The sequence below is a fragment of the Streptomyces sp. NPDC058683 genome, assembly GCF_042716195.1.
Taxonomy (GTDB): Bacteria; Actinomycetota; Actinomycetes; order Streptomycetales; family Streptomycetaceae; genus Streptomyces.
This window is the reverse complement of sequence record NZ_JBHXSK010000038.1, coordinates 44,538-55,164: the sequence shown is the minus strand read 5'-3', so window position 1 is coordinate 55,164 and position 10,627 is coordinate 44,538. Positions and strand designations below refer to the sequence as shown.

The following is a 10,627-nucleotide window of genomic DNA, read 5'->3' as shown; positions in this document are numbered from 1 at the left end:
GACTGATGACCGCCATGGAACTCCGCATCCAGCGCTCCGCCCGCCCCCGGCACTACCTGATGTGCCGCCCGACCCACTTCGAGGTGACGTACTCGATCAACCCCTGGATGGACCCCGCCAAGCCGGTGGACACCGAACTCGCCGTCACCCAGTGGGAACAGCTCCTCGACCTGCACCGCCGTCTCGGCCACCACGTCGAGCTCATCGACCCGCTGCCTGGCTACCCCGACATGGTGTACGCGGCGAACGGCGCCACGGTGGTGGACGGCAGGGTCCTCGGGGCCAGGTTCCGCGACGCCGAGCGGGCGGCCGAGGGACCGGCCTACTTGGAGTGGTTCCGCGACCGCGGCTACCGGGTGCACGACCCGGTCCACGTCAACGAGGGCGAGGGCGACTTCCTGCTCGTCGGCGACCGGCTGCTCGCCGGCACGGGCTTCCGCAGCACCCCCGAAAGCCACGCGGAGGCCGAGGAGTTCCTCGGCCGCCAGGTCGTCGGCCTGGAGCTGGTGGACCCGCGTTTCTACCACCTCGACACGGCCCTGACCGTCCTCGACCACGACGAGATCATGTACTACCCGGGCGCCTTCGCCCCGCAGAGCCTGGCCGTCCTGCGGAGTCTGTACCCCGACGCGATCCTGGTCGACGAGGCCGACGCCGAGCACTTCGGCCTCAACGCGGTCAGCGACGGCCGCCACGTCATCCTGCCCGAGTCGGCCGCCGGTGTGGCACGGCGCCTGCGCGAACGCGGGTTCGAACCCATCGGCCTCGACCTGTCCGAACTGCTCAAGGGCGGCGGCAGCGTGAAGTGCTGCACGCTCGAGATCCGCGACCGTCCCGTACTCGGCTGACATGCGGCGGACACCCAGGTACCGGACCGATGGCGGGATCGAGCGTCCATCCGCTGTAGATCGCCCCCCGGTTTCATCGACCGATGAGGGTCTCCGACGGGGGAGCCCGGAGAGGAACGACCAGGCATGACTACCGAGGAGTTCACCCACCCTCCCACCGAGGAGGAGGCACGGGCCGCCTTCGTGTCCCGGGCGGCCGGGGCGGCGGCGGACGCAGGGGAACTGATCGACCGGGCGGCGGCCCTGCTGCCGTCTGCCGTCACCGGGGACCGGGCCCGGACCGGCGGCGACGAAGAGGACCTGAACTCACTGCTGGCCGCGCTCGCGGGACACCTGGCCGGCCGGTCCTGCCTCGGCGCGGTCCCCCCTCGGTCCACCGTGTGGGGGCTGGACCTGGACACCGGCGTCCTGCGCCGGGTCCCCGCCGAGCGGCTTGCCGTCACGGCCGACCCACCGGGGCACCCCGCGGTGGGAGTGGCGGCGGGCCTCACGTGGGTGGGTGCCCTGGAGGCCGGGATGACCGCGCACTGCGAGGCGCTGCTGGCCCGGCGCCTCGCCGAGCCCGGCACACGTGTGCCGCGCCTGTGCCCCGCGGGCCTGTGCGACGGCCGGTGTTCCGGCGACGACTGCGCGAGGGGCGCCACGGGCCCGTCACGACAGCTCTACGCGGCGGGCGAACCTGTCGCCCACGACCTGTCCGGGCTGCTCTCCCTGCCCGGCTGCGCGATGCGGGTGGACCCGCGCCCGGACACAGTCGTCGCCACCGGTGCGACCCGCGCCGAGGCAGTCCGCCGTGCCACCGCACGCGCCCTGCGTGCCCTGACCGCCGCCGCGGACCGCGGCCCACGCCCCTTGCCCGCGATCGGCCCGGACCAGGAACTCCCGTCGCCGGGAGCCGGGCCGTCGGCCCCCGTGCACTGGTCCCGGCCACTCGACGCCCTGCGAGCCCAGGGCCTCACGCCGGTCGCGGTACTGCTGGACCAGGATCCCCGCGTCAACGAGGTACTTCCGTACCTGGTCCACGTCGTGCTGCTCGACGGCCCCCGATGACGCCGCCCCGACCGGGGTCCGGCAGGTGGCACCCGTCCGCCGGCCGGACCCGAAGGTCGGGCGGGAATCGTGCGACTGGGTTTCGAACGCCGTCGAGGGACAACCGGCCGCGGGAGCAGCGGCGGACCGGTGGGGGATTCCACCGGTCCGCCGTGCGGGGAAGCTCCGAGGTGATCAGCAGTACAGGTTGCCGCCGGGGCTGACCCCGAGGATGGAGGTGATGCGGTTGTAGGCGTCGACGCGGCTCTGGACCTGGGCCGGGTTGCGGCCGTCGCACTCGAGGGAGCCGTTGATCGAGCGGATCGTCTGGCCGAAGCCGGCGCCGTTGACCATGGCGTTGTGCGGGGTCATCGTGCCCGGGCCGGACTGGGTGTTCCAGTACCACAGGCCTGTCTTCCAGGCCACGGCCGAGTCGTTCTGCACCAGCCAGGGATTGTTGAGGAGATCGATGCCCAGGGCGTCGCCGGCGGCCTTGTAGTTGAAGTTCCAGGACAGCTGGATGGGACCGCGCCCGTAGTAGGCGGCCTGTCCGGCCGGGCAGCCGTAGGACTGGCTCCAGTCGCAGTACGTCGGGTAGTTGGCGGTGTTCTGCTCGACCACGTACACCAGCCCGCCGGTCTCATGACTGACGTTGGCGAGGAAGGCGGCGGCTTCCTGCTTCTTGACGGTGTCGGAGCCGGTGTTCGCGAAGCCCGGGTAGGCCGACAGGGCAGCGGTCAGGCCGCTGTAGCTGTAGAACGAGTTCCGGCTCGGGAACATCTGGTTGAACTGGGCCTCACTCACCACGAAGCCCGAGGGATTGCCGCCGCCACCGCCGCTCGCGGGGGCGCTCCACTTCTGGTTCGCGCCGCCTGAGCAGGTCCAGATCTGCAGCCGGGTGGCGTTGGCCGAGTTGTTGCCGGTCACGTCCAGGCACTTGTTGGCCTGCGGGTTGACGATGTCGTTGGCCGAGCTGACGGCCCACTGCTGGGCGGCGGAGCCGTTGCAGTCGTAGAGCTGGACCGTCGTGCCGTCCGCGGTGCCGCCACTGGTCACGTCCAGACACTTGCCGAGCGCGCGCAGAGTGCCGTCGCCGCTGTTGGACCAGCTCTGGGCACCGGTGCCGTTGCAGTCGTAGAGCTGAACGGCGGTGCCGTTGGCACTGCTCGCGCCGGCCACGTCGACGCACTTGCCGGCCAGCCCGGTGATCTGGCCGGTCGCCGCCTGGGCCGGGGCGACGGTGAACAGGGCGGACAGGACGGCGGCGAGGACGACGCCCAGTGTCAGCCGGCCGAGGACGCTGCGCCCGCGGAGGCGGGACATGAGGAGAGAAAGACGCATGGAGAGCTGCTCCTGACGTGAAACGAGGGGGTGGGAGTGCGTGACCCGCCTGCGGAGGCAGACGTCTCAGCCGAGGACCTGCTGGGTCACGACGATGTGTCCGGCATCGGGGTCGAGGACGCCGCCGAGCCGGCTGAACGCGCCGTCGGTCAGATCAAGGCACTTGGGCTCCTGCGGAGTCTGGGCGAACGTGCCACGGTCGTTGACCCGTACGGTCAGGGACCGGCCGTTGGCGACGTTGGTGACCTGGACGCGCGTACCGAAGGGCAGTTGGGGCTGGCGGGAGAGGGAGGTGGCGGCCGTGTCGGCGTTGTTGTCGAAGACCTCACCGCTGGCGGTCAGGGCGCCGGGCGGCTGGGGGCCGTAGTGCGTGGCCCAGCACTGTTCGCCGCTCTGTTCCGCGGGAGTGTTCCACTTCTGGTTGTCGGCGCCGGTGCAGGTCCAGATCTGGATCCGCGCCCCGTTCGCGGAGGAGCGGTCGGTGACGTCGAGGCACTTGTCCGCCGCGGGGTTGACGATGTCGTGAGCGGCGGTGACGGTCCATTGCTGGTTGGCGGCGCCGGTGCAGGTCCACAGCTGGACCTTCGCGCCGTCGGCGGTGGAGTTGCCGGTGACGTCGAGGCATTTGCCCAGGGCGCGCAGGGTGTTGTCGGCGCCTGGGGTCCACTGCTGGGCGCTGGTGCCGTTGCAGTCGTAGAGCTGCACCGGGGTGCCGTCGGCAGAGGCGGCGCCGGCGACGTCGAGGCACTTGCCGGCGAGTCCCGTGACCGTGCCGGTCGCCGCGGCCGCCGGTGCCGCGGTCAACGGGCTGAGCAGCAAGGCCAGCAGGGCCATGAGAGGAGTACCGCGTAACGCGGTGGCGAGGAAGGACGGGCGAGCAGCCATGGGGGGTGAGGAAGCCTTTCCGATGTGGCACGTAGGTGTGGCGGACACCGACAGGACGCACGTGAGGAAGACCTGACACCGGGAAAGCTAAAGGTCTATACCAAGTCCGTCAAGATGTGAACATGACATGCGTGACGCCACGCCACCACGGCGTCGGTAGTCGCGCCATTGGGCGATCGGGCAGCCAGTTCCATGCCGCCCGGGGCGAAGACGGCGCGCGCGTTGCGGCCGCCGCCTACGGCCTCGCCGTGTTCCTCCGCCGGGGCCTGTTCGGGGTCGGCGGCGAAGTCTCGCCCACACGGAAGAGAGGGCCGCCCGCGCGGGCCGGGACATCGTCCTCCGGCACCTCGGACAGGAGACCGGTCCGTGACACCGTCCCCCCGTCGCGGCGGGCCGATTCAACCGTCCAGGTATGGACGTTCAGTTGCGGGGCAGACGGAGGTTCACTCGGCGCGGTCCCGCGTCGAAGTGTGGCGCAGGACGCCACCTGTGCAACCTGTGCCTCGCGGTGGCGCCGACGTGTCCGCGAGCCGAGCTTGGGGGAGTGGGAACCGTCATGATTCTTCCGGCGGAGAAGGAACTGCGTGCCGCACTGGCCCGGTTCGCCGACGCGCGCATCGAGCACGACGTGCGCCCCACCGGCCGTACCGGCCGCCTGCTGGAGGATGCCACGTACACACTGTGCGTGATGACCGGAGCGACCGACGCGGAGCAGGCCCTGCATACGGCAGACGGCCTGTTGCAGGGTTACCGCTCCGGCCGCGGGGGCGAGACCCTGGCCGCGTAGGCGCGACGCCCCTTCCTGCTCCGCCGCCCCGCCGAAGGTCTACCGCTTCGGGCCGGAAGGCCGCAGCAACGTGGCGATGAGCGTGTCGGCCAGCCACTCCTCGTACGTGTCGGCCGACCAGCCCCGCCCCACTGTGAGCTGCGTGTACAACTGCGGCCCGGCCAGCGCCCAGAGGCCGTCCGCCAGGTGCGCCGGATCCGCTGCCGGATCCAGCGCACCGGTCTCGTCGAGGTGGGTGACGAACGAGGTGACGCCGGTGAGCCGTTCCCGTTCGGCTGTCTCCAGCACCTCCCCGACGTCCGGCCCCGCCTGGGTCAGCAGGGCGAACAGCGCGGCGATCCGCTCATGGATGCCGCGCACGAACGCGGCATAGAGCCGTAGCTTGGCGTCCGGCTCGCTGGTCCGCAGGATCGCCCGCACCTCGGGACGGTCCGCCATGGGCACCGGCTCGTCGTCGCCGGCCAGCGTGCTGTCCCACAGGGCCTTCACCAGGCCCGGCTTGCCGCCGAACGTCTTGTACACGGTCTCCGGTGAGACACCCGCCCCCTCGGCCACGGCACGCACGGTCGTGGCGTGGTAGCCGTCCCGGAAGAGCAGCTCACCGCAGGCCGCCAACACCGCGGCGCGATTGCGGCGAGCGGCTTCCTGCCGGCGCTCGGAGTTGTAGGGCCGGCGTGGTGTCTCGCCTGGCATCGGCGCACCCTCCAATTTGATACAGTCGACTGTATTGAATTCTGGCAGGTTGCTGGAGGTCCATATGTCCCGTCCCGCGTCCGCGCAGGTGGCGCCCGGCGTCCACCGCCTCGGCGATCACGGCATCAACTTCTACCTGATCGAGGGCCCCGACGGTCTCACCCTGATCGACGCGGGTGTGCCCGCGCACCTGGATCAGCTGCGCGGGTTGCTGGCCGGCCTCGGCCGTTCCGTCGCCGACATCCGTGCCGTGCTCCTGACCCACGGCCACCTCGATCACACCGGTCTGGCCCACACCCTCCAGGAGGCCGGAGCCGACATCTGGATCCACGATCGGGACGCCGCGATCCTGCACGACGGTCCGCGCAGCGTGAATCGCCATGCCAAGCCCGAGCGTTCGATGCTCCCGTACCTCCTGCGCAGGCCGGCCGCATTCGCCATGCCTCTCCAGTTGGCCCGCTCGGGGGCCTTCACCGCTCCCGCCGTCCAGAACACGCGCGTCTTCCACGGCGACCAGGTGCTGGCGGACGTCCCCGGTGCCCCGCAGGCCGTCGTGCTGTCCGGTCACACCCCCGGCAGCGCCGCCTACTACTTCGCCGACCGTGGGCTCCTCTTCACCGGCGACGCCCTGGTCACCGCGGACGGGTTGTCGGGTCACACCGGACCCTCGATCGTGAGCCGCTGCTTCACCCACGACAGCAAGGCCGCGCTCGCCGCCCTCGACCGTCTCGACCAGCTGCCGGCGGACCTGCTGCTGCCCGGCCACGGCGAACCCTTCACCGACGGCGTCCGGTCCGCCACCCAGCAGGCACGCCACTTCGGAGTGCGCTGACCCGCGCCGTACCCCGGTTCTCCAGGCGGCGACCCGCCTGGCACGACGACGTCCCACACCTCGAAGGAAACGACATGAGTTCTATACCGTCGACCGACGGCACCGAGACGGCGGACTACTACCGTCCGCGCGTCCTGCACGTCCCCGCCGGGAAGGGCGTGGTCAAGTGGATGTCCGGCGACGTCTACGAGACCATGGCGCCGGCTGAGTCCACCGACGGCGCAGTGGGCCTCACCGTCTGCTGGGTGCCCCCGGGCGGCGGACCGATCGCGCATGTGCACCGGGCCGCCGACGAGTCCTTCTACGTCATCTCGGGTGCGCTGGAATTCCTGAACGGCGATCAGATCTTCGTGGCGAACGCCGGAGACTTCGTCTTCGTGCCGAGGGGCACGCGGCACCGGTTCCGCAACCGCACCGGCGAACAGGCGCACATGGTGTCCTTCTTCACGCCCGGCGGAGGCGAGGGGCTGTGGCTGGAAGGCGGGGACGACCCCGTACCCGGTGAGAAGCCCGAGTTCTGGCCGCCGGAGCGCGGCCTGGCCCTGGGCCCGCTCCTCGGCCGCAAGGAGATCGACATGGTGATCCTCCCCGAGGAAGCCGACATCGCCGGACCCGCCGACAAGTCCTGAGCCGGCACAGCACAGCACAGACGCCCCGGCCGGCGAGGTGCCGGCCCGGCCACGCCGCCGGCTCCTCCCGGACCGCGGCCTTCTCCAGCGGCGTTTCCCGCCGGACCGTCAGGAACGCGGCCGGAGCCCGGACATCCGCGGCCAGGGCTCCGACGCGCAGGATGTCATCGAGGCCGGAGACGGTTGCCACGCGCGCCGTCTCACCCCAGCCCCGGTCAGCGCTAGGCTGCTCCCGGAGGTGCCAAGTGGCCCAGGGTGAGCGGCAGTTGGACGAAATCCCGGAATCCACGACCGTCGTGGTGATCGGTGCGGGCCCGGCCGGGCTGACCGTCGCCAATCTGCTGCGCAGATCCGGCATCGACAGCATCGTCCTGGAGCGCCGCAGCCGCCAGTACGTGGCGCAGCGGCAGCGGGCCGGCATCGTGGAGAGCCGCGCGGTGCGGATGTTCACGTCCTGGGGGCTCGCCGACCTGGTGCTGGGCGGCCCACCACACGACGGCATCCTGGAGTTCCGGGTGGACGGCGAGAGCCACCTCGTCAACGACAACGACGGCTCCGAGGGCCCCGGGGCGCGTCTGTGCCCCCAGCAGGTCCTGGTCCAAAAACTCATCGCCACCCACCTCGCCGACGGCGGCGACATGCGCTACGAGACGTCCGACATCACCCTGCACGACCTGACAGGCGACCGCCCCACCGTCCGTTACCGCTCCGCCGACGGCACCGTGCACACGATCACCTGCGCCTTCGTCGCCGGCTGCGACGGCGAGCACGGCGTCACCCGCACCGCCGTCCCCGACGGCCACCTCACCGCCCACACCCTCGACCACGGCATCGGATGGCTCACCGTCCTCGCCGACGCCCCGCCCCCCGCCCACCCCCTGCTCGCCGTCAGCCCGCAGGGCTTCGCCGCGCACTTCCCCCGCGGACCGCACAGCAGCCGCTACTACCTCCAGTGCCCGCCCGACGACCACCCCGGGTCCTGGCCCGAAACCCGGGTCTGGGAGGCGCTGCGCACCCGGCTCGTCGACCCCGCCCTGACCGCGGGCCCGATCACCGACCGCGAGACCTTCCGGCTGCGCAGCCTCGTCCACGACCCCATGCAGTACGGCCGCCTGTACCTCGTCGGGGACGCCGCCCACATCGTGTCCCCCATGGGCGGAAAGGGCATGAACCTCGCCCTGTACGACGCCGATCTCTTCGCCCGCGCCGTCCGCGACCACGTCCGCGACCACGACGACACCGGCCTGCGCACCTACTCCGAACGGTGCCTGCAACGTGTCTGGAGCGACCAGGAGTTCTCCCACTGGCTGACCCGCACGGTCCACGACGCCGGCGACGACACCGACTGCGGCCCTTTCCTGCGCCAACTGGCCCGCGCCCGCCTCGACCGCCTCTTCACCTCCCCGACCGCCGCGCAGGCCTTCGCGGAACTCATGACCGGCGTTGCCGGAGGCGCGGCACCTGGTTGAGCCGGCCGACGGGGGAGCTGCGCAGACCGCGTCCAGTGTCAGGAGGACCGGTCAGCAACTTCTTGCCGAGCCGAAGGTGCTGCTGGACTGGACGCACGCCACCAACGGGCAGGCCCGGACCGCGGCAAGCACCGGGTACCGGAGCCCGTTGCCGCCGAGCCGCGCCAGGCCGGGGGCGCCCAGCTCCGCACATTCCACATCCGCCCGCCTGGCCGGCCCGCCCAGTCGCCGGGCCGGTTCACCAGCGCTCACCCCACCCCGCATCCGGCCGCCCCGTCCGCGGACGGGGCGGCTCCGCGTCTGATCACCCCCTGGCGGCGGCGAGGGCGGCCAGCTCGCGGTTGACGGCAACTTGGTGTGCCTCGGCGTCCATACGTGCCTTCTTCGGGCTCCAGCGACCCGCCATCACGAAGACGAAGGGCAGGAAGAGCACCTGGCCGCCGACGCAGATCCACCACCAGGTGCGCCATTCGCCGGGCCCGTCCTTGGTCGCCTTCTGCACCTCGGCGCCGTACTCCTGCAGCAGCTTCAGCTGCGGCGCCGCCTTCTGCACGACGGCGAGGTTCTCCGCGCCGACCTCCTCGACGGCGCGGGCGTTCAGCGCGGGCGGCACGGTGGCCGGGGTGTACTTGTCGAGCTCGGCGAAGAGCTTCGGGTGCGCGTTGACGATGGCCAGCGCGGGCGCCGCCTGCGCCGAGGCGACCTTGACCTCGGCGCCGTGTTCCACGAGCGGGGTCACGGAGGTGACCAGTACCGGGATGAAGGCCGCGGACACGGCGACCACGATGCGCACCGTCCAGCCCCACACCGCCAGCCCCGCCGCGGTCGCCGCCGGGTTGTGCTTCTCCACCGTCTCGGTGAAGCTCGCCATCCAGGGCGCGTAGGCGATGCCGCTGAAGACGCCGATGCCGATGAACAACCAGGCGAAGGTGTAGTAGTCGGTCGTCAGGTGGGTGGCGCGGGTGGCGAAGACCGCGGTCACCACGACGGAGCCGACCGCACCGACGATCATGAAGGGCTTGCGCACCTTCAGCCGGTCCGAGAGCAGGCCGACCAGGACCAGGGCGATGGCGTTCGCCCCCCAGTACCAGTTGGCCAGCGCGTTGGTGCGCTGCTCGCTGTATCCGAAGACGGTCGCGAAGTAGACGACGAAGTTGCCGACCGCCGCGTAGTACAGCAGCAGGAACACGGCGATGGCGAAGGCCGAGCCCAGCACGTCCAGGCGCATCATCTGCCGCCACTCGCCGCGGCGTAGCGCCTCGGTGTTCAGCCCCTTGGCGCGTGCCTCGACCAGCGCCCGGTCCCGCAGCGTCACCATGATCTGGTCGCGCAGCGCCGGTGACAGCTCGCGCAGCGCGAAGACCGCGACGATGAAGACGACGAACCCGGCGATCGCCGAATAGCGTAGTTCGTCCTGCCAGGTGGCGCTGTCGAGGGTGTTGCTGGTGACGGTGGTGACCACCAGGGAGCCGATGACCGGGCCCATCGTCCAGTACCCCATCGCGGTGGCCCGGCCGAGTTGCGGGGAGAAGTCCCTGATCAGCGCGGGGGTGGCGACCAGCACGATGCCCTCGATGAAGCTGACGAGCGCGAAGAGCACCAGATACGTGGTCTTGTTCGCCGCGTTCGGCAACCCGAAGAAGACCAGCAGTGCGGCGATCAGCAGCCCGTAGACCACCAGATTCGCCCGGCCCCACCGGTCCGCCAGACCCGCCACGAGCGAGGCGAAGGCCCCGACCGCGTTGCCGATCACCGAGACCCAGATGAAGTAGCGGTACGTCATGCCGAAGTGCGTGATGATCGACGTCGCCACCGCGTACTGGATGTACAGCATGTAGTACAGGACGACAGTGGTGACGACCACGATCGCGAGGTAGACCATACGGCGACCGGTGGGCGGGTAGTCCGTCAGTTCGCGGCGGTACAGCCAGGCCAGTGGGCCGCGGGCGTCCGCGGAGGGCACATCGGGCGCGGGTCTGTCGGCGTCGGACGGTGTCGTGGCGGCGGACATACGGCTCCTCCCAGGGATACCCGGAACCGGGTGTTCGCGTCGGTGCGACGAGGGTGCGCGGCGGCCCGGCTCCGAGAGCGTGGCCAGAGGCTAGTACCGACTA

At 71.1% G+C, this 10,627-nt stretch carries 9 protein-coding genes and 2 pseudogenes; 6 read left to right on the top strand and 5 right to left on the bottom strand.

Features of this window, described 5'->3' with window-relative positions; all coding sequences use genetic code 11:
• Positions 1-5 precede the first annotated feature (5 nt).
• Both ddaH and ACFWXC_RS35145 read left to right on the top strand, forming a co-directional pair.
• Positions 6-848, top strand: a complete 843-nt coding sequence (gene ddaH / locus ACFWXC_RS35150; RefSeq protein WP_384485088.1) for a dimethylargininase — start codon at positions 6-8, stop codon at positions 846-848.
• Between the two features lie 126 nt (positions 849-974).
• A complete protein-coding gene (locus ACFWXC_RS35145) occupies positions 975-1,898 on the top strand; it encodes a hypothetical protein (protein WP_384485086.1) in 924 nt (307 codons plus the stop codon).
• 174 nt (positions 1,899-2,072) lie between these two features.
• On the opposite strand, the gene ACFWXC_RS35140 is transcribed toward ACFWXC_RS35145, so the two are convergent.
• From ACFWXC_RS35140 to ACFWXC_RS35130, 3 genes and pseudogenes are all read right to left on the bottom strand, one after another.
• The gene (locus tag ACFWXC_RS35140; RefSeq protein WP_384485173.1) at positions 2,073-3,200 is read right to left on the bottom strand and encodes a glycoside hydrolase family 19 protein; all 1,128 of its coding nucleotides are present in this window, start codon (positions 3,198-3,200) and stop codon (positions 2,073-2,075) included.
• Between the two features lie 84 nt (positions 3,201-3,284).
• Positions 3,285-3,506 (bottom strand): annotated as a pseudogene (locus ACFWXC_RS35135) (RlpA-like double-psi beta-barrel domain-containing protein); the annotation flags it as partial.
• Between the two features lie 99 nt (positions 3,507-3,605).
• Positions 3,606-4,103 (bottom strand): annotated as a pseudogene (locus ACFWXC_RS35130) (lectin); the annotation flags it as partial.
• Positions 4,104-4,659: 556 nt separating this feature from the next.
• On the opposite strand from ACFWXC_RS35130, the gene ACFWXC_RS35125 reads away from it, so the two are divergent.
• Positions 4,660-4,890, top strand: a complete 231-nt coding sequence (locus ACFWXC_RS35125; RefSeq protein WP_384485084.1) for a DUF5133 domain-containing protein — start codon at positions 4,660-4,662, stop codon at positions 4,888-4,890.
• Between the two features lie 39 nt (positions 4,891-4,929).
• On the opposite strand, the gene ACFWXC_RS35120 is transcribed toward ACFWXC_RS35125, so the two are convergent.
• A complete protein-coding gene (locus tag ACFWXC_RS35120; RefSeq protein WP_384485082.1) occupies positions 4,930-5,583 on the bottom strand; it encodes a TetR/AcrR family transcriptional regulator in 654 nt (217 codons plus the stop codon).
• A 64-nt stretch (positions 5,584-5,647) separates the two neighbouring features.
• On the opposite strand from ACFWXC_RS35120, the gene ACFWXC_RS35115 reads away from it, so the two are divergent.
• The 3 genes from ACFWXC_RS35115 (at position 5,648) to ACFWXC_RS35105 (ending at position 8,513) form a co-directional block, all read left to right on the top strand.
• Positions 5,648-6,415 (top strand): MBL fold metallo-hydrolase, encoded by a 768-nt coding sequence (locus ACFWXC_RS35115; RefSeq protein ID WP_384485080.1) that lies wholly within the window; start codon positions 5,648-5,650, stop codon positions 6,413-6,415.
• Between the two features lie 74 nt (positions 6,416-6,489).
• A complete protein-coding gene (locus tag ACFWXC_RS35110) occupies positions 6,490-7,044 on the top strand; it encodes a cupin domain-containing protein (RefSeq protein WP_384485078.1) in 555 nt (184 codons plus the stop codon).
• Positions 7,045-7,310: 266 nt separating this feature from the next.
• Positions 7,311-8,513, top strand: a complete 1,203-nt coding sequence (locus ACFWXC_RS35105; RefSeq protein WP_384485076.1) for a 4-hydroxybenzoate 3-monooxygenase — start codon at positions 7,311-7,313, stop codon at positions 8,511-8,513.
• A gap of 304 nt (positions 8,514-8,817) precedes the next feature.
• Here ACFWXC_RS35105 and ACFWXC_RS35100 read toward each other — a convergent pair whose 3' ends face one another.
• A complete protein-coding gene (locus ACFWXC_RS35100) occupies positions 8,818-10,524 on the bottom strand; it encodes an MFS transporter (RefSeq protein WP_384485074.1) in 1,707 nt (568 codons plus the stop codon).
• Positions 10,525-10,627 lie beyond the last annotated feature (103 nt).

Excerpts from the sequence above, each read along its gene's own strand:
- ddaH (WP_384485088.1), top strand. The coding sequence starts at position 6 with ATGACCGCCATGGAACTCCGCATCCAGCGCTCCGCCCGCCCCCGGCAC.
- ACFWXC_RS35145 (WP_384485086.1), top strand. The coding sequence starts at position 975 with ATGACTACCGAGGAGTTCACCCACCCTCCCACCGAGGAGGAGGCACGG.
- ACFWXC_RS35140 (WP_384485173.1), bottom strand. The coding sequence starts at position 3,200 with ATGTCCCGCCTCCGCGGGCGCAGCGTCCTCGGCCGGCTGACACTGGGC.
- ACFWXC_RS35125 (WP_384485084.1), top strand. The coding sequence starts at position 4,660 with ATGATTCTTCCGGCGGAGAAGGAACTGCGTGCCGCACTGGCCCGGTTC.
- ACFWXC_RS35120 (WP_384485082.1), bottom strand. The coding sequence starts at position 5,583 with ATGCCAGGCGAGACACCACGCCGGCCCTACAACTCCGAGCGCCGGCAG.
- ACFWXC_RS35115 (WP_384485080.1), top strand. The coding sequence starts at position 5,648 with ATGTCCCGTCCCGCGTCCGCGCAGGTGGCGCCCGGCGTCCACCGCCTC.
- ACFWXC_RS35110 (WP_384485078.1), top strand. The coding sequence starts at position 6,490 with ATGAGTTCTATACCGTCGACCGACGGCACCGAGACGGCGGACTACTAC.
- ACFWXC_RS35100 (WP_384485074.1), bottom strand. The coding sequence starts at position 10,524 with ATGTCCGCCGCCACGACACCGTCCGACGCCGACAGACCCGCGCCCGAT.